At 63.9% G+C, this 26,655-nt stretch carries 24 protein-coding genes; 16 read left to right on the forward strand and 8 right to left on the reverse strand.

Features of this window, described 5'->3' with window-relative positions; translation table 11 throughout:
• The first annotated feature begins 242 nt into the window (after positions 1-242).
• Complete coding sequence (locus J2R76_RS31685) at positions 243-3,065, forward strand: autotransporter outer membrane beta-barrel domain-containing protein (protein WP_253625314.1); 2,823 nt, start codon at positions 243-245, stop codon at positions 3,063-3,065.
• A 1,136-nt stretch (positions 3,066-4,201) separates the two neighbouring features.
• On the opposite strand, the gene J2R76_RS31690 is transcribed toward J2R76_RS31685, so the two are convergent.
• A complete protein-coding gene (locus tag J2R76_RS31690) occupies positions 4,202-5,989 on the reverse strand; it encodes a hypothetical protein (RefSeq protein ID WP_246786640.1) in 1,788 nt (595 codons plus the stop codon).
• A gap of 272 nt (positions 5,990-6,261) precedes the next feature.
• Here J2R76_RS31690 and J2R76_RS31695 point away from each other — a divergent pair, with 272 nt between their 5' ends.
• The 5 genes from J2R76_RS31695 to J2R76_RS31715 all read left to right on the forward strand — a co-directional run bounded on the left by J2R76_RS31695 (position 6,262) and on the right by J2R76_RS31715 (position 11,867).
• A complete protein-coding gene (locus J2R76_RS31695) occupies positions 6,262-6,507 on the forward strand; it encodes a hypothetical protein (RefSeq protein WP_229192917.1) in 246 nt (81 codons plus the stop codon).
• A 220-nt stretch (positions 6,508-6,727) separates the two neighbouring features.
• On the forward strand, positions 6,728-7,672 hold the full coding sequence (locus J2R76_RS31700; protein ID WP_309143557.1) for a formylglycine-generating enzyme family protein: 945 nt from the start codon (positions 6,728-6,730) through the stop codon (positions 7,670-7,672).
• Positions 7,672-9,378: an arylsulfatase gene (locus tag J2R76_RS31705; protein ID WP_200844473.1), complete on the forward strand. Its 1,707-nt coding sequence runs from the start codon at positions 7,672-7,674 to the stop codon at positions 9,376-9,378. The genes J2R76_RS31700 and J2R76_RS31705 overlap by 1 nt, the downstream gene beginning before the upstream one ends.
• Positions 9,379-9,452: 74 nt before the next feature.
• A complete protein-coding gene (locus J2R76_RS31710; protein ID WP_076827303.1) occupies positions 9,453-10,466 on the forward strand; it encodes an HAD family phosphatase in 1,014 nt (337 codons plus the stop codon).
• A gap of 96 nt (positions 10,467-10,562) precedes the next feature.
• Complete coding sequence (locus J2R76_RS31715) at positions 10,563-11,867, forward strand: DUF3300 domain-containing protein (RefSeq protein ID WP_233475662.1); 1,305 nt, start codon at positions 10,563-10,565, stop codon at positions 11,865-11,867.
• Here J2R76_RS31715 and J2R76_RS31720 read toward each other — a convergent pair whose 3' ends face one another.
• Complete coding sequence (locus J2R76_RS31720) at positions 11,868-12,041, reverse strand: hypothetical protein (protein ID WP_168857739.1); 174 nt, start codon at positions 12,039-12,041, stop codon at positions 11,868-11,870.
• On the opposite strand from J2R76_RS31720, the gene J2R76_RS31725 reads away from it, so the two are divergent.
• The 5 genes from J2R76_RS31725 (at position 12,040) to J2R76_RS31745 (ending at position 15,799) form a co-directional block, all read left to right on the forward strand.
• Complete coding sequence (locus J2R76_RS31725; RefSeq protein ID WP_253625315.1) at positions 12,040-13,464, forward strand: lytic transglycosylase F; 1,425 nt, start codon at positions 12,040-12,042, stop codon at positions 13,462-13,464. The genes J2R76_RS31720 and J2R76_RS31725 overlap by 2 nt on opposite strands.
• An 89-nt stretch (positions 13,465-13,553) precedes the next feature.
• Positions 13,554-13,871: an HdeA/HdeB family chaperone gene (locus J2R76_RS31730; protein ID WP_283805964.1), complete on the forward strand. Its 318-nt coding sequence runs from the start codon at positions 13,554-13,556 to the stop codon at positions 13,869-13,871.
• 232 nt (positions 13,872-14,103) lie between these two features.
• Complete coding sequence (locus J2R76_RS31735) at positions 14,104-14,715, forward strand: DUF502 domain-containing protein (RefSeq protein WP_076827307.1); 612 nt, start codon at positions 14,104-14,106, stop codon at positions 14,713-14,715.
• A 318-nt stretch (positions 14,716-15,033) separates the two neighbouring features.
• The gene (locus J2R76_RS31740; protein ID WP_057017689.1) at positions 15,034-15,243 is read left to right on the forward strand and encodes a DUF2945 domain-containing protein; all 210 of its coding nucleotides are present in this window, start codon (positions 15,034-15,036) and stop codon (positions 15,241-15,243) included.
• Positions 15,236-15,799, forward strand: a complete 564-nt coding sequence (locus J2R76_RS31745) for a DUF488 family protein (protein ID WP_076827309.1) — start codon at positions 15,236-15,238, stop codon at positions 15,797-15,799. Before J2R76_RS31740 ends, J2R76_RS31745 begins: the two co-directional genes overlap by 8 nt.
• Before the next feature lie 41 nt (positions 15,800-15,840).
• Here the strand turns inward: J2R76_RS31745 and J2R76_RS31750 are convergent, their stop codons facing one another.
• Entirely contained in the window at positions 15,841-16,995 is a 1,155-nt protein-coding gene (locus J2R76_RS31750; RefSeq protein ID WP_076827311.1) for a caspase family protein, read from the reverse strand.
• A gap of 73 nt (positions 16,996-17,068) precedes the next feature.
• Complete coding sequence (locus J2R76_RS31755; protein WP_253625316.1) at positions 17,069-18,301, reverse strand: hypothetical protein; 1,233 nt, start codon at positions 18,299-18,301, stop codon at positions 17,069-17,071.
• Between the two features lie 197 nt (positions 18,302-18,498).
• Here J2R76_RS31755 and glf point away from each other — a divergent pair, with 197 nt between their 5' ends.
• Together glf and J2R76_RS31765 are read left to right on the forward strand one after the other, a co-directional pair.
• Positions 18,499-19,707, forward strand: a complete 1,209-nt coding sequence (gene glf / locus J2R76_RS31760) for a UDP-galactopyranose mutase (RefSeq protein ID WP_253625317.1) — start codon at positions 18,499-18,501, stop codon at positions 19,705-19,707.
• A 67-nt stretch (positions 19,708-19,774) separates the two neighbouring features.
• Positions 19,775-21,043, forward strand: a complete 1,269-nt coding sequence (locus J2R76_RS31765) for a serine hydrolase (protein WP_253625318.1) — start codon at positions 19,775-19,777, stop codon at positions 21,041-21,043.
• Positions 21,044-21,154: 111 nt separating this feature from the next.
• Here J2R76_RS31765 and J2R76_RS31770 read toward each other — a convergent pair whose 3' ends face one another.
• Positions 21,155-21,442, reverse strand: coding sequence for a hypothetical protein (locus J2R76_RS31770; protein ID WP_075969423.1), 288 nt, complete (start codon positions 21,440-21,442; stop codon positions 21,155-21,157).
• A gap of 458 nt (positions 21,443-21,900) precedes the next feature.
• Here J2R76_RS31770 and J2R76_RS31775 point away from each other — a divergent pair, with 458 nt between their 5' ends.
• The 3 genes from J2R76_RS31775 to J2R76_RS31785 all read left to right on the forward strand — a co-directional run bounded on the left by J2R76_RS31775 (position 21,901) and on the right by J2R76_RS31785 (position 24,166).
• A complete protein-coding gene (locus tag J2R76_RS31775) occupies positions 21,901-23,202 on the forward strand; it encodes a sorbosone dehydrogenase family protein (protein ID WP_253625319.1) in 1,302 nt (433 codons plus the stop codon).
• A gap of 137 nt (positions 23,203-23,339) precedes the next feature.
• On the forward strand, positions 23,340-23,666 hold the full coding sequence (locus J2R76_RS31780; protein WP_141340053.1) for a helix-turn-helix transcriptional regulator: 327 nt from the start codon (positions 23,340-23,342) through the stop codon (positions 23,664-23,666).
• Positions 23,663-24,166, forward strand: coding sequence for an SRPBCC family protein (locus tag J2R76_RS31785; protein WP_225646597.1), 504 nt, complete (start codon positions 23,663-23,665; stop codon positions 24,164-24,166). The genes J2R76_RS31780 and J2R76_RS31785 overlap by 4 nt, the downstream gene beginning before the upstream one ends.
• A gap of 31 nt (positions 24,167-24,197) precedes the next feature.
• Here the strand turns inward: J2R76_RS31785 and J2R76_RS31790 are convergent, their stop codons facing one another.
• From J2R76_RS31790 to J2R76_RS31800, 3 genes are all read right to left on the reverse strand, one after another.
• Positions 24,198-24,968 (reverse strand): SDR family oxidoreductase, encoded by a 771-nt coding sequence (locus J2R76_RS31790; RefSeq protein ID WP_076827323.1) that lies wholly within the window; start codon positions 24,966-24,968, stop codon positions 24,198-24,200.
• Between the two features lie 163 nt (positions 24,969-25,131).
• A complete protein-coding gene (locus J2R76_RS31795) occupies positions 25,132-25,986 on the reverse strand; it encodes an alpha/beta fold hydrolase (protein ID WP_253625320.1) in 855 nt (284 codons plus the stop codon).
• 40 nt (positions 25,987-26,026) lie between these two features.
• A complete protein-coding gene (locus tag J2R76_RS31800; RefSeq protein WP_253625321.1) occupies positions 26,027-26,626 on the reverse strand; it encodes a TMEM175 family protein in 600 nt (199 codons plus the stop codon).
• Between the last annotated feature and the right edge of the window lie 29 nt (positions 26,627-26,655).

Raw genomic sequence — 26,655 nt, forward strand, 5'->3', positions numbered from 1 at the left:
CTTGCGCGCGCAATCGCATGGAACAGGCGTCGACGCGCGCCGCCCTGCAATCATTGGTCCAGTTCTTCAGGAATAAGCCGAGACCAGTCGCGGCCTGTCGGAGCCGGTTCCGGCTCGCCGCGCTTGCCTTGATTGCGTCGGCCGCTCTGGTTGATGCGGCCTCGGCTCAGTCCTGCACGGTCGCACCGGATTCGACTGTCTCCGCAACGAGTGGAAGCTGCGCGATCGACGCGAATACGACGTTGACCGGAACGCCTGCCGTTCACGCAAGTTCGAGCGCTCAGATCACGACCAACAACGTCAACATCAATCCCTTCAATGGCGGCAGTATCGGTGGTTTGGCGGATGCTGCAGGTACGATCATCTTCAGTTCCGGGGCGAGCATCAACGGCAACTGGAGCACTGCCGCGTCGGCGCAAAGCGGCGGCCAGATCATCTTTCAGTCGGGTTCGATCATCAATCCGGCCTTCGGCGGCGGAGGAACTGCGCTGAGCGCTGATGGAACGGGCAGTCAGATCAGCGCGACAGGACTCACCATCGGTCTCAACGGCGCCGGCAACAACGTCGCTGCGAAGGCGGCCAACGCGGCGACGGTCAGTCTGCTCAACAGCTCAATCGCCTATGCGGTCGGCGGTGGCGGCAACACCGGCCTGTGGGCAACGGGCGCCGGCAGCCAGATTAGCTCGACGGGTACAACCATTTCGATGCCCGGCGGCGGCGGCAACGACGTTGGCGCGCGCGCGGACTCCGGTGGGTCGGTCACGCTGACCGGCGGCACTGTCAGCGTTGAGGGGAACGGCGGCGGCGAAACCGGCCTGTTGGCGCAATCGTCCGGAAGCACTGTCACGGCAAACGGCGTTGCGGTCACGGTTTCCGGCGGCGGTGGCGATGTCGGTGCCAAGGCACTCGACGGCGGCGCGATCACCTTGAGGGGAGGCAGCGTCGCCGCGACGGGCAGCGGCGGGGGCGAGATCGGCCTGCAGGCCAGCGGCACCGGCAGCACGCTCACGGCGAGCGGCGTGACGGTAACGGTTCCGAACAGCAGCGGAGGCCGCGGAGTGCAGGCTGACAATTCGGGCAGCGTCACGCTCGACGGCAGCTCGACGGTCACCACATCAGGCGCAGGCACCCATGTGGCCGGCGTGACAAGCAGCGGTACGCTGAGCATGACCGGTGGCTCACTCACGGCCAATGGAGCCGATGCCAACGCGCTCAACATAAGTGGCGGTGCAGCGACGCTCTCCGGAGTCACCATGACCAGTCCGAACGGTGCGTCGATCGCCGCCCCGGGCGGCATCAGCAGCGTAAGCCTGACCGGCGTGACTGCGGTCGCGAACAACAATCAATGGCTGAACGTCAGCGGCGGCTCCACGCTCAACCTCGTCGCGGACAGTTCGACCCTGCAGGGCGTTGCGCTCACCGACTCCGGCAGCACCTCCAGCGTCGCGCTGAAAAACAATTCGCTCTGGACCATGACCGGCAACTCGAACGTCACCAATTTGATCAACGCTTCGAGCATCATCCAGTTCACGTCCCCTGTCGGCGATCCGACGCAGCTGTCGAGCTACAAGACGCTGACGGCGGTGAACTATGTCGGCCAGGGCGGTACCATCGGGCTCAATACATATCTTGGCAGGGACGGTTCGCCGTCGGACAGGCTCGTCATCAATGGCGGCACGGCAGGCGGCAATACGTTCCTGAAGATCAGCAACACCACGGGCGGCGGCGCGCTCACCACCGGCAACGGCATCCTCGTCGTCGACGCGATCAATGGTGCGACGACGACGCCTGGTGCCTTCAGCCTGTCTCACCCCGTCTTGGCCGGCCCTTACCAATATTCGCTGTTCCGTTCGAGCGTCGACTCCAGCAACCCGCAAGCCTGGTATTTGCGCGACACCCTCGACTGTGTCGCGCATCCCAATCTTCGTGCCTGCGGCGGTGGCGGTCTCATCAACTGCTCCAATCTGCCCAACGTGCCTAGGTGCGGAGGTGGAGGCGGTGGAGGAGGCGGTGGCGGCGGAGGCGGCGGTGGCGGTGGAGGCGGCGGTGGAGGCGGAGCCGACGGCGGCGGCGGCGATATCCCCGACTACCGCGAGGAGACTTCGCTCTACGCGGCAATTCCGGCGATGACGCTGTTGTACGGACGCAGCCTGCTCGACACGCTGCATGAACGCGTGGGCGAGGAGGAGGACGAACGCTTCCGCGCCAATCCCGAGAACGCCAGGGTCGGATGGGGTCGCGTGCTTGGGGTCAACGGCGTGCATCAGGGCGACAGCTTTGGCGTGTTGGGTGGCGAAGCCGGACCGCACTTCAGCTATGATTTCCTGGCGCTGCAGGCGGGCATGGATGTCTATCGACACGACGGTCCCGACGGTTCGCGCGACCAGGCGGGGGCGTATTTCGCGATCGGCGGCGCGCGCGGGCGGGTCACCCATTTCGATGGCAGCCAGGGTGACAACACCTTCTCCGCCTACACGCTCGGTGGCTACTGGACGCATTTCGGGCCGACCGGCTGGTACATCGACTCGATCCTGCAAGGCACGTTCTACGACATCACGAGCAGCGCAAATCGCGGCATTCCGGCGCTCAAGACCGGTGCTCAGGGTGGGGCTGCGTCGGTGGAGGGCGGATATCCCTTCAAGTTCGCCGGCGGCTTCTTCATCGAGCCGCAGGCGCAACTGGTGTATCAGAACATCCACATCAACGACGCCAGCGACATCGCGGCGCAAATCCGCTTTGCGGATGTGGATTCGCTCGCAACCCGGATCGGTGCCCGATTTGGCCGAACATGGGCGGTCGATGACAGTCCGCGTACGCTGACGGCCTGGATCCGTCCGAGCCTGTGGAACGAATTCCTCGGCAACCCGAAAACGCTGTTCTCGTCGGACACCGGCTTCGTTCCATTCCAGGCGAGCCTCGGCGGCCTGTGGGGCGAGATCAATGCCGGCATCAGCGGACAGGTCACGTCGACCACGTCGCTTTATGCCAACGCTTCCTATCAGAGCCGGTTCGACGGTGGCGGCTTCTCCTACGGCGGGAAAGCCGGACTGCGCGTTAACTGGTAGCGCGCGAAGGCGTGACGTCGGCCCAGACAGGGTCGGCGAAACGCACTCGCGCAGGCATAGCGGACGAGGAAGTGCCTAACAGACCCTCACGCTTTGCTGAACATACGCGTAACCGTTCCACACGTTTCGCGTCTGATAGCAGGAGTTGTAGGCCGTCGCGGCTCCGATGGCTGCGCCAGTCGCCAAACCGGCTGCGGCAGCTCCGGCGCCCCAACCGCCTCGATAGTAACCGCCACCGCGGTAATAGCCGCCGCCGGCCCAACGTGCGCGGCCGCCGTGCCAGCCGCCGGCATGCCATCGCGTGCCGCCGCCGTGCCAACCAGGCCGCATTCCTCCGCCGTGGAAGTGAGCCGATCGAGCGCCGGCTCCTCTGGGCCGGGCCTGGGCGTCATAAGGGAGTATCATTGCTGCAGATGCGATGAAGCTGAGAACCAGCAAAGCCTTCGTTGGTCGCATATCCGGACTCCTTGCAAGGGTGTCCCAACCAATCCCGCTGAACGTGCTTCGTTCCGTTGGTTCAACTGCGTGCCACGCTGGCACAAGATGCATGCTCAATACGGCGCGTCGTGGCTTCGGGGCGCAAGCGACCCCCGCGGGCATGGTGAAGCTCGATCCTTCGGACCCCGGCGGCGCGAGGCAGGTACGAACGTGTTCGTACCTTGAAGACCTCCCTGTGTGAAACAATGCTGACGCTTACTGCCGACGCGGCAAATTGGCGAACTGATACGGCAGCTGGTCCACTACAGGGAACAGGGAGACGACTATGTGGAAGATATGTGTGCTTAGTACGTTGGTCTTGCTGGTTGCGGTTCCGGCAAATGCGGCTCCGAAGAATAGTGGCAAGAATGTCGATGCAATTCGTGCTGAATGCTTCAGGCAGGCGAATGAAGCCGCTGCCGCCGGCGGTGCGAACATGACAAGCGGGGCGACTGCCGCCCGAAACTCGGCGGGCTATTCCGCCTATCGGGATTGCGCGCGAAAGAACGGCATTCGCCCGTAAGCCGCTTTGGTTTCCGCTAACCCATGGAAGGCCGCCTTCGGGCGGTCTATTCCATGCGCAGTGAAAAACGGCGACGGCGGCATGGCCGTCGAAAGCCGAAGATGGCGGCTGAACGGCGCCGAAACGGCAGGGAAGGTCAGCTTGCGACGAGAGCCTGGGCCTTGCGCAATCCGGCCACGAGAGTGTCGACAACCTGATCCGCCGCTCCGTTGCGGCGCAAGAAGCCGGCCGGATCATCGGCCAACGCTTTGTACCGCGACATTCCTTTCAAGGCCGTTTGGGTCGCATCGCGGCGCCCCAGCTCTGTATTCGCTATCGCAATCAACAGTTGGCTGAATCCGGAATCGCGCAACGATGCCGTCTCGGCCACGTCGAGCATCTGCTTGTATTCACCCTTCAAGTAAAGGTCGACCGCGATGAAATGAAGATACCAGGCTGGCGGATGCAACGTGCGCTCGATCGCGCGCTTGAGCATCGGCACGCCTTCCGAGAAGTTCCCGCGGATGGCGAGACGCCAGCCGAATTGGGCAAGAATGTCGGGATCGTTGGGGTTGAGGTCGATCGCCAGATGGCTGATGCGATCACTATCGGCGTAACGTCCCGTGAAATGGTAGGCCGCAGCCAGGGCCTTCAGCGCCAGGGGACTGTTCGGCTGCAGGGCGATGGCGCGCGACGTTGCCTCAAGGGCCTTGTCATACTCCGTTTGCGGATTGCCGTCGGCTGAATAGCCCAACCGTCCGGCGTCGAGATGCAGCCATCCAAGCATGGCCCATGAATCGCTATACTGCGGATCCCGCTGAACGGTTTGCTGAAGACACTGCATGGCCGGATCGAAGTCGACGCGCCGGAAAGTGCTGCGATAGGCCTGAGCGCGCAGGACGCAGAGATAGCTTTCCATATTCCTCGGTGGATCCGCGCGAATGTCGTTTCTAACCACGCCGTAGGATTGGCCGACGACGGTTGCGATCTCGCTTGCGAGCTCGCGCTGGACATTCATGAGCGACTGAGGATCGAACGGTCGAGCATATGTCCGCATCCATACGATCTCGTCGTTCTCGGCGTTGAAGACAGTCGTTGTGACTTGCACCTCTTCGGCGCTCGTTTGAACGCTTCCACGGACGACATAGGAAGCACCGAGAGGACGACCAGGTTGGGGCGCCTCGTCGCCTTTTGCGGAGAGCGCATTCGACGGCGACGTGTAGAGCCGGAATCCTCCGAAGCGAAACAGGTTGCTGGTCAGTTCCTGTCCCATGCCGATGGCGAAGAGCCGCGTGTTCTCCCCGGGAGTCAGTGGCGTGAATGACATCACGAGGACCGCGGGTTCGCGTGGCGTCATTGGGGACGGAGGCGGTCTTGCTGCAAGCCATATCCAAGCCACCACGCCGGCTGCCAGCGCGGCAGCGACGGGCCCATAGCGCCTGATGCCAGGCTTGGTCGTCCAATTCGCACGTGTAGCAGCAGCAGTTGTCGAATCATCGTGCAGTTCAAGAGCAGGCTCGCGAGATGGAGCGTCGGCAGTATGCATTTTGTGCCACTCAAAATGGGGCACATAGGAGCCTTTTGGAATTGTGATGCGTACCGGATCATCGCGGCCCGAATCCACGTAGTAGCTATCGAGGTCGCGGCGCAATCGTCGAGCTTCAAGACGGACGACAGGGTCAGCCTGGGGATCGAAAGAGTCGTCGCGCCGAAACACGGCCAAGGCAATTGTGTAGCCCTTCAGGCTATCAGCGCGGCCTGCAAGCGTCTCGTCGACAATGAAACGAAGGAAAGCTTGCCGCCGTTCGCTCGCCTGGAAATGCGGACTCGAGAGGATGCGGTCCAGCTCTTTCGCTACATGCGCCGGCGGCACCGCGGAATCATCACAACGCGGGATATCGGATGAGCCGCTGACGGCATCGTGAGCGAAGGGTACATCAGGCATCAACCGGCAACCCCAATCGTCGGTTGACGGTAGGCTTTCTCAGTACATGTTGCAACTCGTAAGCGAAGCAAGCAGCCGGCGCTGACGCGACAGCTTTCAATCGTCGGAACAACGAGTTCCCGACTGCAGCGACAGCTGGTCGCATCGGCCTTGAAGCCGTCGCGCCTGAGACGGCGCGCTCAACGAGCGTCGCGCCGTGTACGAACATGTTCGTACCTTGAAGCCTCGATGAACCAGCAGCAAAGGTCACGTTGGCCACAAGCGAGTTCATCATGGAGGAGTTCCGCGCGATTGTGACCCGCTTTCCGCTGCGCGAACTTGACATTCGGCGCTGCTTCAATCGCGACGCGCAGTTTAGAGCGATTTGCGCAGATTATGACGAAGCTGTGAAAGCGCTTCGTCGTTGGCAACAAGCGGCAAAGCAAGGAGACCGCGAAGGAAGTCGGAAGGCCGCGGATTACGAACGGCTCGTTGCCGAACTGGAAGCCGAGGCTCTGGTTCATCTGAACCGGCCGTGATCGAGGGGGCGTTCGCATAACTGGAGCAGTGCGTGAAAAATACGATTCTCGTCAACCTTTCGATATCAAGCGTGCTTGCCGCGGGCATGCTGCGTGCTGCGATCGGTCAGTCACACAGAACCTGCGCAGCGAGGCCGCCGAACCGACCAAGCACGCAATCGGCCGCAACGAGTAACTGGAGGCAACCTTCTTGAATATTGCCGAGAGACCGATCGCGAACGTGGACGAAACCGGCGCGTCAGACAGCGTCTTCATTCCCGGCGGCACGTTTCGCATGGGATCGGATCGGCATTATCCGGAAGAAGCGCCGTCCCACATGGTGAGCGTCGACGGGTTCTGGATGGACCGCACTCCAGTGACGAACCGGCAATTCAAGCAGTTCGTGCGTGCCACCGGCCACGTCACCTTCGCCGAGGTCGCTCCGGACCCCAAGGACTATCCGGATGCGCTGCCGCATTTGATCTTCGCCGGCTCGCTCGTCTTCACGCCCCCGGATTATCCGGTCGATCTGCGCGACTACAGCCAATGGTGGACGCTGCTCAAGGGCGCGAATTGGCGCCATCCCTATGGCCCGAAAAGCAACATCAAGTCGCTGGACGACCATCCCGTGGTGCATGTCACCCATGCTGACGCACTCGCCTATGCGCGATGGGCCGGCAAGGATTTGCCGACGGAAGCGGAATGGGAGTTTGCTGCGCGCGGCGGCCTCGATGGCGCCGAGTATGCCTGGGGCGATGAATTCGTGCCGGGCGGCGTGCATCAAGCCAATACGTGGCAAGGTCACTTTCCGTTCGAGAACCGGTGCGAGGACGGCCATGCGCGCACCTCGCCGGTGATGACCTATCCGCCGAACGGCTATGGCGTGTTCGACATGATCGGCAATGTCTGGGAGTGGACCAGCGACTGGTGGGCTCCGAAACACCGCGCCGATGCAAAGAAGGCCTGCTGCATTCCCCAGAACCCGCGGGGCGGCTGCGAGCATGACAGCCACGATCCGTCGCTGCCGCTTAGCAGGATACCGCGCAAGGTGATCAAGGGCGGCTCGCATCTCTGCGCGCCGAACTATTGCCGGCGCTATCGACCGGCGGCGCGCCATGCCGAGCCGATCGATACGTCGACCAGCCATCTCGGATTTCGCTGCATTACACGTTCAGGGAGAAAGTGATGACTGAGAAGACAACGACAGACACCTTCAGCCGCCGCAACCTGCTCGCGGCCTCGAGTTCGCTCGCCACCATCGCCGCCTTCTCGGCGATGGCGCCCATCGAGACCGCCCAGGCGCAAGGGACCACGCAACCCTCGAGCGCGGCCGGCGGCGCAAAGCCGAACATCATCCTGATCCTGTCGGATGATTTCGGTTATGGTGACTCCGGGCCCTATGGCGGCGGCGAAAATCGCGGCATGCCAACCCCGAACATCGATCGTCTCGCGAATGAAGGACTGCAATTCATGTCCTTCTATGCGCAGCCGAGCTGCACGCCTGGACGTGCCGCGGTGCAAACCGGCCGAATTCCAAATCGCAGCGGCATGACGACCGTCGCGTTCCAGGGCCAGGGCGGCGGCATGCCGGCGGCGGAATGGACGCTTGCCTCGGTTTTGAAGACCGGCGGTTACAAAACGTTCTTCACGGGCAAATGGCACCTTGGCGAGGCCGACTATGCGTTGCCGAGCGCGCAAGGCTACGACGAGATGAAGTATGCCGGCCTTTATCATCTCAATGCGTACACCTACGCCGATCCGACCTGGTTTCCCGACATGGACCCCGAATTGAGGGCGATGTTCGAGAAGGTCACCAAAGGCGCACTTTCCGGAAATGCCGGGCAGCCGGCGAAGGAAGATTTCAAGATCAACGGCCAGTACGTCAACACGCCGGACAAGGGCGTGGTCGGCATTCCCTTCTTCGACGACTACGTCGAGAAGGCCTCGCTCGAGTATCTGGACCGCAACAAGTCATCGGGCCCGTTCTTCATGAGCATCAACTTCATGAAGGTGCACCAGCCCAACATGCCGGCGCCCGAATTCCAGGGCAAGTCGATGTCCAAGAGCAAGTATGCCGACTCCGTGGTCGAGAACGACACGCGTATCGGCCGTATCATGGACAAGGTGCGGTCCCTCGGCCTCGACAAGAACACCTATGTGTTCTGGACGACGGACAACGGCGCCTGGCAGGACGTCTATCCGGACGCCGGCTACACACCGTTCCGCGGCACCAAGGGCACGGTTCGCGAGGGCGGCAACCGCGTCCCGTCCCTTGCATGGGGCCCAGGCATCAAGGCCGGCACGAAGAATTCCGACATCGTCGGCGGCCTCGATTACATGGCAACCTTCGCAAAGCTCGCCGGCGTGAAGCTGCCGGAGAACGATCGCGAGGGTAAGCCGATCATCTTCGACAGCATCGACATGTCGCCGATCCTGTTCGGAACCGGCAAGTCCGAGCGCAAGAACTGGTTCTATTTCACGGAATCCGAGCTCTCGCCTGGCGCAGCCCGTGTCGGCAACTACAAAGCGGTGTTCAATCTGCGCGGCGACAATGGCGCAAAGACCGGCGGCCTCGCGGTAGACAGCAACCTCGGTTGGAAGGGACCGGAGTCCTACGTGGCGACCGTTCCGCAGGTCTTCGATCTCTGGCAGGACCCGCAGGAGCGCTACGACATCTTCATGAACAACTACACGGAGCACACCTGGTCCTTGGTTTCGATCAATGCCGCGATCAAGGATCTGATGCAGACCTATGTGAAGTATCCGCCACGGAAGATTCAGAGCGAGACCTACGCGGGACCGATCACCATCCAGCAGTATGAGCGCTTCGCGTTCTTCAGGGATCAACTCGCCAAGGACGGCTTCCAGATTGGCTTGCCCACAGGCAACTGATCGATGCAAATGGAGCGGCCCCCACTCTCGGGGGTCGTTCCTCTCTGAACGGCTGAAGTGGAGGACGGAGATTCGTGAACGGAAGCTTGGTTGACCGCCGTACGATCCTGGCCGGTCTGCTGGTGTCGGCGGCCACGCTGTCGGTCTCCGGCCGTATCGCACGCGCGCAGAGTGATCCTCTTCCTTCCTGGAATGACGGCCGGGCGAAGCAGTCGATCCTGGACTTCGTCGCCGCGGTGACCAAGGAAGGAGCGCCGGATTTCGTGCCGGCGCCGGAACGCATCGCGACATTCGACAATGACGGCACGCTGTGGTGCGAGCAGCCGATGTATGTGCAGCTTGCGTTTGCGCTCGACCGGGTGAAGGCCCTCGCCCCCAAACATCCGGAGTGGAAGCAGAAGCAGCCGTTCAGGGCGGTTCTCGACAACGACATCGCAGCGCTGGCCAAGGCCGGCGAGAAGGGCCTGGTCGAACTGGTCATGGCGACCCATGCCGGCATGACAACGGCCGAGTTCGCGCAGATCGCCGGCGACTGGATCAAGTCGGCGCGTCACCCGAAGTTCAACCGGCCTTATACCGATCTCGTCTACCAGCCGATGCTGGAACTGCTCGCCTGTCTGCGGGCCAATGGCTTCAAGACCTTCATTGTCTCGGGCGGCGGCATCGAGTTCATGCGGCCATGGAGCGAGCGGGCCTATGGCATCCCGCCGGAGCAGGTCGTCGGATCGAGCATCAAGACGAAGTTCGAGATCGACAAGGGGAAACCGACACTGATCCGGCTGCCGGCGATCGATCTCGTCGACGACGGACCCGGCAAGCCGGTCGGCATCAACTCGCATATCGGCCGCCGGCCGATCGCGGCCTTCGGCAATTCGGACGGCGACTTCCAGATGCTGCAATGGGCGACGCAATCATCGGGGAAACGCTTCGGCCTGATCGTGCATCACACCGATGCCGAACGGGAATATGCATACGATCGGAAGTCCTCATTCGGCAAACTCGACAAGGCGCTCGACGCAGCGAACTCCAATGGCTGGATCGTGGTCAGCATGAAGGACGACTGGAAACGCATGTTCCGCTTTGAATAGAGGCCGAACGATTGCGTAGGCATCGCTGACGCCCGGCGCCGCGGAGCACGCCGGCGCCGCCGGTGATGCAAGCGAGACGAAGAACGAGGAGGCATCATGACACGACTTCTTCCAGGATTGCGCCGGCTCACCATTGCGAACGCGGCGCTGGCGGTTGGCTTGATGCTCGGAGGCCCGGCATACGCGCAGACACCCGCGGACCAGAAGCCGGCCCAGGACCAGGCTGCCGCGCCGGCGCCGGCCCCGACAGCCACCAAGCTTCCGAACGGACAGATCGAGCAACTGGTCGCGCCGATCGCGCTCTACCCGGACGCGCTGCTGTCGCAGATCCTGATGGCATCGACCTATCCGTTGGAAGTCGTCGAGGCGGCGCGCTGGTCGCAAGACAACAAGACCGTCACCGGCAAGGCGCTCGAAGACGCCATGCAGAAGCAGTCGTGGGATCCGAGCGTCAAGGCCCTCGCGGCGGTGCCGCAGGTTCTTCAGATGATGAACGACAAGCTCGACTGGACCCAGCAGCTTGGCGATGCCTTCCTCGCGCAGGAGCAGGACGTGATGAGCGCCGTGCAGACCTTGCGCCAGCGCGCGGAGGCCGCGGGCAATCTCAAGTCGACGCCGCAGCAAAAGGTGATAAAGAGCGCGCCTCCTGCCGGTGTGACCGCGCCCTCCGGCATGCAGCAGGCGATCTCGATCGAGCCGGTCGATCCCGACCAGTATTACGTCCCGGTCTACGATCCCGGTGTCGTCTACGGGGCCTGGGATTATCCCGACTACCAGCCGTTCTATTGGTCTCCGCCAGGCTATGTCGCCGCGGGCGTGATCGGCTTCACCGCCAGCGTGGCCGTCGGCGCTGCGATCTGGGGCGGCTGCAACTGGTGGGGCCGCAACGTCTACGTCAACGTCAACCGATATAACCAGTTCAACCGCACCAACATCAGAAACACCAATTGGGCCCACAATCCGGCGCATCGCGGCGGTGTCGCCTATCGCGATGCCGGCGTGGCGAGGCGGTTCGGCAGTGGCAATACCCCCGCCGCGCGCGAGGCGCTGCGCAATCGCACCGGTGGTCCCGGCGGCAGGATCTCGAATGCGGGTGCCGGCCGGGCCAGGACCGCGGTCTCGCAACGCGCCGGCAATCGCGGTGCAAGCGTATCCCGCCGGGCCAGCAGCCGTAACGTCACCCGCGCCCATACGCGCGCGGGTAATCGCGCTGCGGTCTCGCACAGGAGCGTCACGCGCTCGCGCGTCAGCGGACGTGTTCACGCAGGCGGCCGGCCGGCCGCGATCCGCGGCGGCATGCGGGCCGGCGGCTTCCACGGAGGCGGCCGCGTGGGCGGTTTCCGCGGAGGTGGTGGCTTCCGGGGAGGGGGCGGTTTCCATGGCGGTGGCCGGCGGCGCTGATCAGCGCGCCTGGGCTCGCGCGTCGACATCTGCTAGCCCAGGTTGCGGCAAAATTACAATACAGCTTCCACGAAGAAAGGTAACGTCCAGGCAGATTTCAGCGGCACGTTTCAAATGATTGGGTTGGATCATGAATTTTTCATCGACCTGCGCAAGTTCCAGGATGTTCGCCATGGCCTTCGCAACCGCCGCCGCCGTCGTCGTGGCAGAAAAATCCGCCAGGGCCGATCCACAGGTTCTGGCGCTGCCGTCCCTGAAGGTCTGGGAGGGCGACTTCGATGGCATGCTGAAGCGCAAACTCGTGCGCATCCTCGTGCCGACCGACAGGACATCGTTCTTCATCGACAAGGGCGAGACACTCGGCTTCGAAGCCGAGCTCGGCGCCGAGTTCGAGGGCTGGCTGAACAAGCGGTACGGCAAGAAGAAGCAGAGGATCTATGTCGGCTTCGTCCCCACCAGGCGCGACAGACTGCTGGGTGACTTGATCGCCGGAAAGGGCGATATCGCCGCCGGCCTGCTCACGGTCACGCCGGATCGGAGCAAGTTGGTTGACTTCGCTGATCCTTGGGCATCCGGCGTTCGCGAAGTGCTCGTGACGGGATCTGCGGCGCCGAGCATCGGCTCGCTGAACGAGCTCGGTGGAAAGACGATTTTCGTCCGGGAAGCCAGCAGCTATTTCGAGCACCTGAACGCGCTCAATGCGGACCGGGCAGCCAAGGGGCTGGAACGCATCGTCGTCAGGCCAGCCGACAAGACCCTCGAGGACGAGGACTTGCTGGAGATGGTGAGCACCGGCCTGTTGCCCTGGGCCGTCGTCGACCGCTTCAAGGCGCAGGCGTGGGCGGGCCTCCTGAACGGGCTGACGGTGCGCGACGATATTGCGATCAACGAAGGCGGCGACATCGCCTGGGCGATCCGCAAGGACAGTCCAGCGCTCAGGAAGGAGCTCGCTGAATTCGTCAGTACTCACAAAATCGGAACTGAATTCGGCAACGACCTGCGTGCACGCTATTTCAAGACGGCGAAGCCGCTGAAGAACGCCCTCGCGCACGCCGAGGCGGAGAAGTTCAAGGCGCTGCGCGGATCTTTCGAAAAGTACGGGGTGCAATACTCCATCGACCCCGTCCTGCTCGCTGCACAGGGCTATCAGGAGTCAGAGCTCGACCAGGCCTGCCACAATGCCTCCGGCGCCACCGGCATCATGCAGATCAAGCCCAGTACCGCGAAGGGGAAGCCGATCGAGATCACCGGCGTCGCGGCCAGTGCCGACACCAATATCCACGCCGGCTCCAAATACCTGCGCTACCTGGCGGATACCTATGTCGACGCTTCGGTCACCGATCCGCGCGAGCGCGTGTTCATGGCCCTGGCGGCGTATAATGCAGGCCCGGGAAACCTGAAGCGTTTCCGGGACTATGCGAGCAAGCACGGCTTCGACTCGACCGTCTGGTTCGACAATGTCGAGAACGGCGCGGCTGCGATCGTCGGGCAGGAGACGGTTCAGTACGTCGGCAAGATCTACAAGTACTACATCTCCTATGAGTCGCTTCGTTCCCCCGCTCCGGCGAGCGCAACGGCCGACCCATCGCAGAAATGATCGGTTTGTTCAAAGTGTTCGCTGGCTTGGGTGGTGGACCAAAATCAAGAGGAGACTAGATCGTGAAACGCAAATCCATCGTGAACCAGATTGGGCTCAGCCTTGGCGCGCTCGTCATCTCGATTGCTTCTGTTCATGCCCAGGTCCCGCTCTCGACCTACATGGACTCGAAAGGGTTCATTGATGTTCAGGCTTTGACCTGCGCGCAACTCGCCAACACTTATCAGGAGGACGCCGACTTTCTCGCGATTTGGTACAGTGGCTGGTACAACGGCCTCGCGAAGAAGCATTTTGCCCATATTACGCGGACCAAATCCGGCGAGCACGAAGTCATTGTGTATTGCAAGGCCCACCCGGAACTCAAGGTGATCCAGGCCATCGACGTTCTCTTCAAGAACGAAAAATGATCGGCGGCTCCCCGAGGCAACCGGTGTGGCGAGACCGGGATGTCTCGCTGCACTGCCCGTTCACTCGCCAAGCATCGCAATGATCCGCATCGGGACGCGATGGTTGTGGCGACGTGGGCGGTCTGTTGACGCCCGGTGGCCATGGCCGTTCTTGTAGATCCGGGCGAGTTCTTTCGGCTGTTGGCGAAAGGCCCGGTTTCAAACGGCGTGTGCAAATGGAGAGGCCGTGGCAATGAAGGAGTTTTTGAAAACGACTTTAATCGGAGGCGCACTGTTTCTCCTGCCCGTCGCTCTTGTACTGGCGATTCTCAGCCACGCGATGCGTCTGGCGGTGAAGGCCGCGCTTCCGGTGTCTCATGCCCTTCATTTCGACCAGATCGGAAAGGTCGCAGGCATTGGAATTGTTACAGTCGTGGCAGTGGCTTTATTGATCCTGGTGTCGTTCCTCGCCGGCATCGTCGCGCGAACCAAAGCCGGCTCTCGGATTAGCGCGTGGGTCGAAAAATCATTTCTTGGCAGCCTTCCGCAGTACCAGATGGTGAAGAGTATGGCTCAAGGCCTTGCTCAGGCCGAAGGCGCCAGCGATGAGTTCAAGCCAGTGCTGGTGAACGTCGAGGGTGGCTGGCAGCTCGGATATCTCCTCGAGACACTCGAGAACGACTGGGTGGCTGTCTTCGTCCCGCAGGCGCCGACGCCGTTGGTCGGCATTGTCAGATATTGCTCGGTCGATCGCATTCGTCCTCTGAGCATGTCGATGTTGCAGGCGAGGGCAATCGTGACCAATGTCGGCATTGGATCTGCGGCGGCCCTCAAAGGAGAAGATCTGAGCAGGGCAGCAACTTGATTCCGCGGATCCACGTAAGTGACGAGGGAATCTGACCGAGCTTTCTGTCAGGCTTGCGCGTTGAGCCATATAACTTGTAACTTGCTGCATCCGTTGCCGGTATCGCTTCGTCGATCAATCCCGCTATCGAATTCCGGACGGCGGCGGCAAGCTTCCGGGATGCCGCAACCAGACCATCAATTTGCGCTTGAACCCGCAACGCGAGGCAGGAACTTGGCCGGCTGTGAGCTCGTTTGCTCCGGCGGGCTTTTTTAGTCCCGTGCCGTCGATTGGCGGCGTATCGTACGATCAATTTCGCGTCTGAAGGAGCCTGCAACGATGGCCAGGAAATTCAAGGTCGGCGATCACGTCAGCTGGAATTCCGAGGCCGGCCGCGTCTCGGGCACCATCATCGCGGTCCACATCAGCGATTTCGACTACAAGGGGCACACCCACCGCGCCTCGGAGGCCGATCCGCAGTACGAGATCAAGAGCGACAAGACCGATCATGTCGCGGCCCACAAGGGCAGCGCGCTGCATCATGCCTAGCAAAGACGTGGCGCTTCCGTTCTTCACGATCGGTCATTCCACCCGCAGCCTCGAGGATTTCATCGCTCTCCTCGGCGCGGCCACGATCGAGCGTATCGTCGACATCCGAACGGTGCCGCGGTCGCGAACCAATCCGCAGTTCAACAAGGATACGCTGCCCAAGCCGCTTAAGGCCGCGGGCATCTCGTATGAGCATCTGGCCGATCTCGGCGGGCTCCGCGGCAAGGCGCGAAGCGTGGCGCCGTCCGTCAACGGGTTCTGGAGCAACGAGAGTTTTCACAACTACGCCGACTATGCGCTGTCGCCGCAGTTTCATGCGGCGCTCCAGCATCTGCGCGACGAGGGGCGCCGGCAACGCTGTGCGATGATGTGCTCGGAAGCCGTGTGGTGGCGCTGCCACCGCCGCATCGTCGCCGACTACCTCATCGCGTCCGGCGAGACCGTCCTCCACATCATGGGGGAGGGGCGCCTCGAGCCCGCCCGTCTTACCGAAGGCGCCGTCGTCCAGGGCGACGGCACGGTGGTCTATCCGGCTACGGGTGAACTGGATTTATGAAAGGAGTGAGGCTTGCGGCTGCACCGTCGCGCCGCGCCCACTCACTCCACACTGCGTTTCCAATAGCCGGTGCCGAGCTTGCCGGTGATCACGGCAATGGCGTCGCGGATCTCGTAGGAGCCGCCGTCGCTGTAGTTCCTCAGTCCTCTCAGCGCATGCAGCGTCCAGCGGCCGTAGGCGAAGCTGACGGCGCCTTCGTGCGGACGCGCGGCGCGGGAGGGCTCGGCGTGGAATTGATAGGTGCCGTCGGCCATGATCTTCCAGATCCAGCGCGACTGGCCGCGGCCACCCGGCACCATGATCTCCCAGGTGCCGACCAGCGCGGGATCGATCGCGCCGGCTGCTGTCGCCGATGGCGCTGACAATGCGGCGGCTGCCGGCGCAGCGTTCGCCTGTTTCGTGGCGGCGGCGTCGGCCGGCGGCGCGGCCGCGAGATAGATCGCCTTGCGTGACAGCGAGCCGTACACAAACGGCTGCTGCGCGTTGCGCGTCGCCTCCATCACATCGTCCCGGACGTTGCGGAACATGAAGGTGACCTCGACGCCCGGCGTCTCGATGTTGTGGAGCAGCGCCGCGGCGAACGGGCTGTTGCGGCCGTCGCCGTCGAGCGCAATGGTGCCGTCGCGTGCGGCATAGGCGACCAGCATATTGCCGACCGGCTCGATGCGGCCGAGTCCGCTGCCAGCGGCGGCGCGGGTGGCGAGCGAGCGGCTCATCTTCGCCGCGAACGGATTGTTGCGGCAAGCATCGAGGATGACGAGGCCGAGGCTTGCGGTGTTGGCGACCTGCAGCATCACTCTTTGCAGGCTGATCGCTTCATTGGCGGCGTCGGTATCGCGCTTCAGCTCGGCATCGACCGGGATCAGCCAGTTGTCGCCGTTGATCTCCATGCCATGGCCGGCGAAGTACACCGCCGCCATGTCGGCGCTGGCGGCATTGCGACCGAAGGCGATCAGTCCGCGCCGCATCTCGTCGAAGCCGGCATTGGTGATGAGCGTTACGGCAAAGCCGAGGCGCTGCAGCGCGGCTGCGATATCGCCGGCATCATTCGGCGGATTGGACAGCGCCGGCACGCTCTTGTAGGCGCCGTTGCCGATCACCAGCGCCACCCGCCTGCCGTCGGCCGCAGCCGGCGCGGCGAAGCCTGCAAGCGCAGCGGCAACGGCCAGTCCCGAGACAAACGCGCGGCGATTCATGCTGGTCCCGATCGGAGGTGACGGGTGCATGGTAGCGTAGCGGGCGCGACGCGGCCACGGAAATGGCGCGCGATCAGGCCGCCTGCTTCAGCGTCCAGACGCCGGCCGGCACCGGTTCAGCCGGCAACAAGCTGGCGCCGGCGGCGCCCGCGATCGACATCGTGATTTCGTGGATGTCCTGCACCGACCGCTGCATCGAGAAGCGCGGATAAAGCTCGCGCAAGGTGGTCGCGGCCGCCGCCTGCGCTGCTGAGGGATCGGCCAGCACGGCCTCGACGGCGGCGGCGATGCTGGTCGTGTCCTGGCCGAAGCTGAAGCGGGCGAGATGCGGCATCTCCGCGGCCGAGAAGCGGTTGGCGTCGAACACCGGCACGGTGCCGGCGCCGAGCGCGAAGAACACCCGGTCATGCACCGACAGGTCGATATTGGGATTGAGCGAGACCGCGGCGAGGTAACTCCCGAGGCCTTCGCGCATCGCATCGAAGGTCATCGCGCCGAGCACGCGGGCCGGACGCCCGCTGACGTCGAGATCGCTCCAGCCGCCGCCGATGAAGTCGACCGGATAGTCGGCGAGCACCGCACCCACCTCGCGGGTGCGCACGCCTCGTGTGTAGTTGTCGAGCCGGGTCAGGATCACGTTGAACAGGTCGCCGCCGGGCTTCAGATAAACCAGGTGCTGCTCGGCGACGTCGACGATGATCTTCGGAAATGCGCCGCAGGTCTTGCCGCGCGCCTCGGCGATCACGTCGAACAGCAGCGCGAACAGCTTTGGCGGCATCATCTTGCGCCAGCCGCGCTCGAGCGCCAGCGGATTCCAGCCGGACTTGGCGAAGATCAGCCGGCCGTTGCGCTGCTCGGGCGGCAGGCCGCCGAAGAAGCCGGGATCGGGAATGCCCATATGAGTCGCGAACACGGCGCCGTTGGCCCCCAGATGATCGCGGTTGAATGCGGCATGGTCCGGAAACACGTAGCCATGCGCGGTGTAGCGGCTCTCGAGCCCGTGACGCATGGCGAAATAGCAGGGATGATCGCAGAACCAGGTGAAGACGGGAATCTGGGCGGCGTCCCAGAACAGCCTGCCGTCCTTGGTATGGATATCGAGCCCAATGCCGGAGAAGCCGAGCGCCATGGTCTCGGCACGCCGCGGCAGCAGGGCGTTGAGCCGGGCCGAGAAATCCGGCGCCAGCAGATCGAGCATCCTGACCTCGTGCCCGAGCCGGTCGAACTCGGCGGCGGCCATCGCCAGGATGCCGCGCAGCGAATCATAGGTGGTGTTGCTGGAGTACAGGACGCAGATCACGGACATGGGACCTCCGCGCTTGATGGTGTTGCTGCTCGCGCGGGCATTTCCGTCGCCTTGCTTGCTGTCAGTTGAACGGCCGAGCCGGCCGTTCCGGGCTCGGAATTATCCTGATGGGCGGATTTATTTCGCCGGAAACGGCCGTGTCGTCACGTTGAAGCTGCGTCGGGCGCCGTCGCGATCCGACATGAGGGCGAGAGCGCATGCAGCTTGATGGCTTCGACGTCGTCGTGGTGGGGGCGGGCTTCTTCGGCGCTGTGATCGCCGAGCAGGTGGCGAGCAGGCTCGGCCGCTCCGTCTGCGTGCTCGACCGCCGTCCGCATATCGGCGGCAACGCCTATTCGGAGCTCGACCCCGACAGCGGCGTCGAGGTGCATCGCTACGGCACGCATATCTTCCACACCAATTCCGAGACCGTCTGGCGCTATCTGCACCGCTTCACCGAGTTCACCGGCTACCGTCACCGCGTCTTCACGGTGGCGAAGGGCCGCGTCTATTCGATGCCGATCAACCTTGCGACCGTGTGCGCGGCGTTCGGGCGCGCCATGACGCCGGACGAGGCCCGCGTCGTGATCGCGGCGGAGGCGGCCGCGCACGGCGCCGCGGGGATCGGCAATCTCGAGGACAAGGCAATCGCCTCGGTCGGCCGCACGCTCTACGATCTCTTGATCCGCGGCTATACGCAGAAGCAGTGGCAGACCGATCCGCGTGAGCTTCCGGCCGACATCATCGGCCGCCTGCCGGTCCGCTTCACGTTCGACGATCGCTACTTCGCCGATCGCTATGAGGGCATGCCGGCAGACGGCTACACCGCGATCTTTCGCCGGATGCTCGATCATCCCAGGATCGCGGGCCACCTCGGCGTCGACTATTTCGACGTCGCCGACCGCATCAATCCGCGGCAGCTCGTGGTCTATACCGGTCCGATCGACCGCTTCTTCGGCTATGCCTGCGGCCATCTCGGCTGGCGCACCGTCGACTTCGCGCGCGAGGTGCACGACGTCGCCGACTACCAGGGCGCCGCGGTCATCAACTATGCCGACGCCGAGGTGCCGTACACCCGCGTCCACGAGTTCAGGCATCTGCATCCGGAGCGCGCGCATGCGCAAGGCCGGACGACGATCTACCGCGAATATTCCCGCTTCGCGGGCCGGAGCGACGAGCCGTATTATCCGATCAAGACCGCCGCCGACCGCGCCATGCTCGCCTCCTATCACGCCATGACGGCGTCGCGGCCGAATGTCATTTTCGGCGGCCGGCTCGGCTCCTACAAATATCTCGACATGCACCAGGCGATCGGCGCGGCACTGAAGACGTTCGAGCTCGAGGTCGAGCCGTTCTTCGCGCAGCAAGGCATGCACCGGCGTGACGCGGCCGCGCGCCGCGAAGTCTTGTCGCCCTTGCCGGCGTGATCTAATCCTGCGAGCTGCGGGCAACGAACGCCATAACAAATCGCCCGCGGTCCCCGGTGAGGAAACAATGAGAAAAACCGTTATTGCCGCGGCTGCCGCCGCCACTAGCCTTGCTGTCAGCATCGCCCACGCCGCGCCGCTTCCGGAAACGTCGGCGCACCAGGCCGGTTTCTCGGAGCGGGGGCTGGTGCGGCTCGACGACTTCTTCGCGCGCGAGATCGCGGCCAAGCGCGTGCCCGGCGCCGTGGTGGCGATCGCGCGCGACGGCAAGCTCGTGCATTACAAGGCGTATGGCCAGCTCGATCCGGTGAGGGGCACGCCGATGCCGATCGATGCGGTGTTCGCGCTGGCGTCGATGACCAAGCCGATGGCGGCGGTTGCAGGACTGACGCTGATGGAGCAGGGCAAGCTGCCGCTGCAGGCCAAAGTCGCCGAGTTCTATCCGGCGTTCGCCGACATGAAGGTCGGCGTGCAGCAGGCCGACGGCTCGCTGAAGATGGAGCCGCAGGCGCAGCCGATCTTCATCCACGATCTCTATCGCCACACCTCCGGCCTGATGTATGGCGGCCGGCCCGACAGCTCGAGCGCACTGGCGCGGCTCTATCCCGACGGCACCGCGCCGGCGGTCGAGGGCGATACCCAGGCCTTCATCGACCGCATCACCCAGCTGCCTCTGGTGCATCAGCCCGGCACCGAGTTCGAGTACGGCTTCTCGATCGACGTGCTCGGCGCCGTGGTCGAGAAGGTCTCAGGCCAGCGGCTTGGCGAATATCTCGCGGCCAATGTTTGGAAGCCGCTCGGCATGAAGGATGCGACGTTCCACCCGGCCGAGGCGCAGCGCGCGCGGCTGGCGCGTCCGTTCCCCAACGATCCGCTCACGGGCAAGCCGCAAGCCATCAAGCTGCTCGATACGCCGACCAGGTTCGATTGCGGCGGCGGCTGCTCGTTCGCGACCGTCGGCGACTATCTGCGCTTCGGGCAGATGCTGCTCAATGGCGGCGAGCTCGACGGCATGCGCATCCTCAGCCCCAAGACGGTGCATCACGTGACGTCGAACCATCTCGGGCCCGAGATCAAGAACAACGTCGCGGCGGTCGAACCGCATCGCGGCGGATTCGGTTTCGGGCTGTCGGTCGCGGTGCGGACCAGCGAGGGGCTGTCGTCGGTGCCGGGCAATCCCGGCGAGTTCACCTGGAACGGCGCTTATGGCACCCAGTTCTTCTGCGATCCGAAGGAGCGCCTTGTCGTCGTTGTGGGAACCGCAGCGCCGGGCGAGCTGCGCAAATATTATCGCGAGAATGTGCAGGACATCGTCTACGGCGCGATGGTGAAGTAACACCTCAGCAGGAAAGTCGAACCTCACGTTCCCACGTTTTGCATACGTGGAACGTGGAACAGCAAAAAGGTCCGTCGCTCAAGTGAGCGACGGACCTTAAATCTTGCGTGGCTACCAGCGCCTGTAGACGCCGGTCAGCGTACCGTTGTTGTTCCCTTCAGGACCCACGTCACCCTGGGTCGAGCTCGGCGTCGGGTGGTTGGTGCCGTTGAACGAACCGTACCAGCCCGGCTCCGCTGGAGAGTACATCACGTCAGGCTGCACGGCCTGATAGCGGGGGCCGCCGTAATATCTCGGACCAGGGTTCCCATAAGGATAGTAGCCTTGTGCGAACGCGCCTGCCGTTGTTGCGATCAGGGACGCCGCGGCGAGGGACAATATCTTGGTCTTTCGTTGCATTCACACTCTCCTTGCTGGTGTCCCGACCAACGACCGCCATGGAGCGGCGTTCCTGATCTGCCATGCATCTCGCAAGGGCAAATCTGCGCGAGCGTGGGGTCAGGTTCTTGTGAAGGGGCTTGTGTTCCGGGAGGGCACTGCCGGGCTCTGCCCGGCAGGATGCATCCGTCGCCGGCCCGTTATGCTTCCATGGCTATAACGGCGGATGCGCGAGCGGCGCCTCGAAAAGCCGGGGCGGTTCGTAAAAGGAAGCCCGCCACTGCGGCGGGCAAGGTCTCAGGGAGGAAAGCGCCCTGACAAGGGAGCGTGCAGCCAGTCTCCCCGATTCGTGCGCGGCTGCGAAGATCGTATAACTACTGTCATCAGGGGCGGCATTATGCGAATGCACTAGAGGCCGCGGCCGGCCGGCAAGGGAATGACAAGGCGCGCTAACACTGCGCAATTACAGGGGAAGTTTCATGAGCACGTCTGGAGTTTTTGCCCGCGTCGTCGCGGCGATCGGGGCCGGCGCCCTGGCGTGGCGGCGGATGCAGGGCGCGCAGCCCGCGCCCGCCTGGGGTAGCGCGCCAGAGATCCCGCAGGCCAAACCGCAGGGCGCGATCCCGACCCTCAAGATGCCGACGGCGCGGGGCTGGGACAACGACCAGAAGCCGGTCGCCGCGCCCGGGCTCAAGGTCAACGCGTTTGCGGCCGGCCTCGATCATCCGCGCTGGATCAACGTGCTGCCCAACGGCGACGTGCTGATCGCGGAGGCGACGCAGATTGCAGGAAAGCCGCGCAGCGTCTTCCACTACGCGATGCAGGCGACGATGCGGCGCGCCGCGGCGCTCGGCGTCAGCGCCAATCGCATCACGCTGCTGCGCGACCGTGACGGCGACGGCGTCGCCGAAAGTCGCGGCGCCTTCATGGTGGGGTTGAGCCAGCCGCTCGGCATGGCGCTGGTCGGCGACACCTTCTATGTCGGCAACACCGACGGCGTCGTGGCGTTTCCCTACACTGCGGGCGCCGATCGCATCACCGCGCCGGGACGCAAGCTCGTCAGCTTCAAGCCCGACGGGCACTGGACGCGCAGCCTGCTGCCGAGCGCCGACGGCAAGAAGCTTTATGCCGGCGTCGGTTCGCTCAGCAACATCGCCGAGAACGGTTTTGCGGTCGAGGAAGGCCGCGCCGCGATCTACGAGCTCGATCTCGCAGGTGGCACCAGCCGCATCTTCGCCGGCGGCCTGCGCAATCCGGTGGGCATCGCGTGGGAGCCGAGCACCAATGTGCTGTGGACCGTCGTCAATGAGCGCGACGGCCTCGGTGACGAGACGCCGCCGGACTATCTGACCTCGGTACGCGACGGCGGCTTCTACGGCTGGCCTTATTGCTACTGGGGCAAGACGGTCGACGATCGCGTGCCACAGGATCCGGCGATGGTCGCCAAGGCGATCCAGCCGGACTACGCGCTCGGCGGCCACACCGCCTCGCTCGGCCTGTGCTGGATGCCGCAGGGCACGCTGCCGGGTTTTCCCGACGGCATGGTGATCGGCCAGCACGGCTCGTGGAATCGCTCGACGCTGTCAGGCTACAAGGTGGTGTTCGTGCCGTTCGCGGACGGCCATCCCGCGGGGCCGCCGCGCGACATCCTTTCGGGCTTCCTCGCGCCCGACGAGAAGGTGTCGTACGGCCGCCCGGTGGGCGTCGCGCTCGGCCCCGACGGCTCGCTGCTGGTGGCCGACGACGTCGGCAACGTGATCTGGCGCGTGACGGCGGCGTAAGCGCCTGCACTTGCGGCAAGACGATTTGAACGGCGCGGCTTCGATCGGAGCCGCGCCGTTTCATTTGGAACAGAGCGTTAGCCTTGACTTACCGTAAGTGTAGACTTACGTTAAATCCAACAACGGACGACACGATTATGATCAGCGCCGAACGCGCGCTCGACGCGCTGGGAGACCCGACCCGCCGCCTGGTGTTCAAGCGGCTGCGTGAGGGCAATCGATCGGTGCAGGAGATCGCCGACGGCCTCAAGGTGAGCCGTCCGGCAGTGTCGCAGCATCTTCGGGTGCTGAAGGACGCCGGCCTTGCCGTGGTGCGGATCGAAGGCACGCGGCGGCTCTATGCCATCGACACCCGCGGGTTGGAGAGCCTGCGCGGCTGGCTCGACGGATTCTGGGACAAGACACTGACCGCCTTCAAGCAAGCGGCCGAACGCGAAGCCGCCAAAGAGAGGAGATCCCGATGACGATGCAAGCGACCTCCGACAATTACGATCCCTACAGCGTCCGCAAGGTGATGAATGTCGAGGCGCCGCCGGCGGTGGCCTGGCGGGTCTTCACCGAGCAGATGGGCACGTGGTGGCCGCTCGCGCATTACAAAATCGGCAAGACCAATGCGGTCGATGCAATCATGGAGCCGCGCGTCGGCGGCCGCTGGTACGAACGCGGCGACGACGGCAGTACCTGCGACTGGGGCAGCGTGCTGCTCTGGGAGCCCCCGTCGCGCCTCGTGCTGTCGTGGGATATCACCGCGGACTGGCAATACGATCCGAACCTGAAGACCGAGATCGAGGTGCGCTTCATTGCCGACGGCAAGGACGCCACCCGCGTCGAGCTCGAGCACCGCAAGCTCGACCGTTACGGCGCCCGCGCCGCCGAGATGCGCCGCATCTTTGATACCGAAGGCGATTGGGGCCGGCTGCTCGCGATGTTCGCGGCACGCGCCGCGCAGGGGCCGAAAGCATGACCGCGCGCGGATCGGCAATAGCGCGGCGATGTCAGACAGTCCTGATCTCGCCGCCATCGATGCGCAGCACGGTGCCGGTCATCCAGCGCGCCGGCGGCGACACGGCATAGGCGACGAGGTCGGCGATCTCCTCCGGCGTGCCGAACCGCCTGATGCCGGCCTGCCTGAGGAAGCCGGCCTTGGCCGCGTCGACATCGAGCTGCCTTGCCGCTGCGATCTTCTCCAGCATCGCGAGGCGTCGGCCGGTCATCACGGCGCCCGGGGACACGCAGTTCACCTGCACGCCGTCGTCGATGCCGCGCTCGGCGAAGGCTTTTGCAAGTGCCTCGATCGCGGCGTTGATCGTGCCCACCGCGGCGGCGCCGGCGCGGGGTAGCACGGCGGCATTGCCTGACGTGAAGATGACAGCGCCTTGCGACGCTTTCAGCGCGTCCCAGGCGCGGATCGTCAGCCGCCTCGCGCCGTGAAACTTGAGCGCGAGGCCGGCGTCCCATTGCTGGTCGGTCAGCTCGAACAGATCGAGCCCGGGCACTGAGCCTGCGACATTGACCAGCGCGTCGATGCGGCCGAAGCGATCCAGCGTGGCCTTGACGATTTCATCAGCGGCATCAGGCGCGGCGAGATCGAGCTCGAGCGCCAGCGGCGTGCTGCCGCGTCTTTCGATCTCCTGAGCGGCCTCGCGCAGCCTCTCGCCGCTGCGCGCGACGAGGACGATGGCGGAAAAATCCCGCGCGAGCCGCAGCGCGGCGGCGCGTCCGATGCCGGAGCTGGCGCCGGTCACGATGGCGACGGATGTAGTCATGTGTACTTCCTTGCAGTGGTCGGCGCGACTGAGTGGATGTGAGCCCGTCATTGCGAGGAGCGACAGCGACGAAGCAATCCATCCTTCCGTTGTGCGGAGCTATGGATTGCTTCGCTTCGCTCGCAAAGACGCGGATAGAGTTGTGGGTGCCGACATCCTTGAGTCAGCGGTTCAGGAACTCGCGGATAGCCTGCGCGATCTCGGCGGCGTGCGTTTCCAGCGCAAAGTGGCCGGTGTCGAAAAATTTGACGACCGCCTTCGGATTGTCGCGCTTGAACGCCTCGGCGCCCGGCGGCAGGAAGAACGGATCGTTCTTGCCCCACACCGCGAGGAACGGCGGCTGGTGGGTGCGGAAGTAAGTCTGGAAGGTGGGGTAGAGCGCGACGTTGCTCTTGTAGTCGCCGAACAGATCGAGCTGCACGTCGTGCGCGCCGGGCCGCGCCATGTAGTAGTTGTCGAGGTTCTGGCCGTCCGGCGACACCGTTTGCGGATCTGATGTGCCGTGGGTGTACTGCCAGCGCGTGGTCTCCGGCGTCAGGAACGCACGCAAGGCGTCGCGGTTCGCCGGCGAGGGATCCTGCCAATAGGCCTTGATCGGCGTCCAGCCGTCGCTGAGGCCTTCCTCATAGGAGTTGCCGTTCTGCGAGATGATCGCCGTGATCCGCTCCGGGTGCTTGACCGCCAGGCGGAAGCCGGTCGGCGCGCCATAATCGAACACATAGACCGCGAAGCGATCGAAGCCGATCACCTCGGTAAAGCGATCGATGACGCCGGCGATGCTGTCGAAAGTGTAGTTGAACTTGTCGCGCGGCGGCATGTCCGTCTGGCCGAAGCCGGGCAAATCCGGCGCCACGATGTGGAATTTGTCCGCGAGCTGCGGGATCAGATCGCGGAACATGTGGCCGGCGCTCGGGAAGCCGTGCAGCAGCAGCAGCTTTGGCGCGCCGGGCGAACCGGCTTCGCGATAGAAGATGTTAAAGCCGTCGACATCGGCAATGCGGTATTTGACCTGGGACATCTGTCACTCCTTGTGATCGTGCCTTGGTGAGTTCCGGGACTTAGGATTTGATTTGCTTCGCGAGCCCGCTGATCGCTTCGGGACGCAGATAGAGCAGCAGGGCGCAGCACACGGTGGCAAAGCCCAGCAGCGGCATGAACGGGGCGATGGCGGTGCCGGCCGCGAACACCAGCACGGCGAGCAAGGTGCGGCGCTGCGTCCATGTCCGCACGCGCTCGGAGATCAGGCTCTGGTCTGCCTGCGTCAGCACCGTGCGCTCGAAGGCGAGATAGGCGAGATCGATCAGCAGGAAGATGACTGCATAGACCACCACCGGCGCGGCGGCCATGTGCGATCGCGCGGCCCATGCGGTGGCAAACGGCAGCAGTGAAACCGCGAACAGATGCACGAAGTTCAGCCAGATCAACCGCGGCGTCGGCTGCCGCACCAGATGCAGCAGATGGTGATGATTGACCCAGATCACCGCGATGAACAGATAGCTCGCGGCGTAGCTGATCGCGGTCGGCCACAGCGGCAGCAGGTCGGCGAACCGCGAGCCCTCCGGCGCCTTCAGCTCCAGCACCATCACCGTGATGATGACGGCGATCACTGCATCGGAAAACGCGCCGAGCCGGTCGGCCGAGAGACGTTTCTCCTGCATGGCAGCTCTCCTGTCCGAAATCGTGGGAA

Origin of the sequence: Bradyrhizobium sp. USDA 4532 (assembly GCF_024171315.1) — a bacterium.
GTDB classification, from domain to species: Bacteria; Pseudomonadota; Alphaproteobacteria; order Rhizobiales; family Xanthobacteraceae; genus Bradyrhizobium; species Bradyrhizobium australafricanum.

Excerpts from the sequence above, each read along its gene's own strand:
- glf (WP_253625317.1), top strand. The coding sequence starts at position 18,499 with ATGCAGCTTGATGGCTTCGACGTCGTCGTGGTGGGGGCGGGCTTCTTC.
- J2R76_RS31780 (WP_141340053.1), top strand. The coding sequence starts at position 23,340 with ATGATCAGCGCCGAACGCGCGCTCGACGCGCTGGGAGACCCGACCCGC.
- J2R76_RS31695 (WP_229192917.1), top strand. The coding sequence starts at position 6,262 with ATGGAGGAGTTCCGCGCGATTGTGACCCGCTTTCCGCTGCGCGAACTT.
- J2R76_RS31795 (WP_253625320.1), bottom strand. The coding sequence starts at position 25,986 with ATGTCCCAGGTCAAATACCGCATTGCCGATGTCGACGGCTTTAACATC.
- J2R76_RS31790 (WP_076827323.1), bottom strand. The coding sequence starts at position 24,968 with ATGACTACATCCGTCGCCATCGTGACCGGCGCCAGCTCCGGCATCGGA.
- J2R76_RS31715 (WP_233475662.1), top strand. The coding sequence starts at position 10,563 with ATGACACGACTTCTTCCAGGATTGCGCCGGCTCACCATTGCGAACGCG.
- J2R76_RS31735 (WP_076827307.1), top strand. The coding sequence starts at position 14,104 with ATGAAGGAGTTTTTGAAAACGACTTTAATCGGAGGCGCACTGTTTCTC.
- J2R76_RS31725 (WP_253625315.1), top strand. The coding sequence starts at position 12,040 with ATGGCCTTCGCAACCGCCGCCGCCGTCGTCGTGGCAGAAAAATCCGCC.
- J2R76_RS31745 (WP_076827309.1), top strand. The coding sequence starts at position 15,236 with ATGCCTAGCAAAGACGTGGCGCTTCCGTTCTTCACGATCGGTCATTCC.
- J2R76_RS31750 (WP_076827311.1), bottom strand. The coding sequence starts at position 16,995 with ATGAATCGCCGCGCGTTTGTCTCGGGACTGGCCGTTGCCGCTGCGCTT.
- J2R76_RS31765 (WP_253625318.1), top strand. The coding sequence starts at position 19,775 with ATGAGAAAAACCGTTATTGCCGCGGCTGCCGCCGCCACTAGCCTTGCT.
- J2R76_RS31785 (WP_225646597.1), top strand. The coding sequence starts at position 23,663 with ATGACGATGCAAGCGACCTCCGACAATTACGATCCCTACAGCGTCCGC.
- J2R76_RS31705 (WP_200844473.1), top strand. The coding sequence starts at position 7,672 with ATGACTGAGAAGACAACGACAGACACCTTCAGCCGCCGCAACCTGCTC.
- J2R76_RS31755 (WP_253625316.1), bottom strand. The coding sequence starts at position 18,301 with ATGTCCGTGATCTGCGTCCTGTACTCCAGCAACACCACCTATGATTCG.
- J2R76_RS31775 (WP_253625319.1), top strand. The coding sequence starts at position 21,901 with ATGAGCACGTCTGGAGTTTTTGCCCGCGTCGTCGCGGCGATCGGGGCC.
- J2R76_RS31770 (WP_075969423.1), bottom strand. The coding sequence starts at position 21,442 with ATGCAACGAAAGACCAAGATATTGTCCCTCGCCGCGGCGTCCCTGATC.
- J2R76_RS31720 (WP_168857739.1), bottom strand. The coding sequence starts at position 12,041 with ATGGCGAACATCCTGGAACTTGCGCAGGTCGATGAAAAATTCATGATC.
- J2R76_RS31690 (WP_246786640.1), bottom strand. The coding sequence starts at position 5,989 with ATGCCTGATGTACCCTTCGCTCACGATGCCGTCAGCGGCTCATCCGAT.
- J2R76_RS31740 (WP_057017689.1), top strand. The coding sequence starts at position 15,034 with ATGGCCAGGAAATTCAAGGTCGGCGATCACGTCAGCTGGAATTCCGAG.
- J2R76_RS31800 (WP_253625321.1), bottom strand. The coding sequence starts at position 26,626 with ATGCAGGAGAAACGTCTCTCGGCCGACCGGCTCGGCGCGTTTTCCGAT.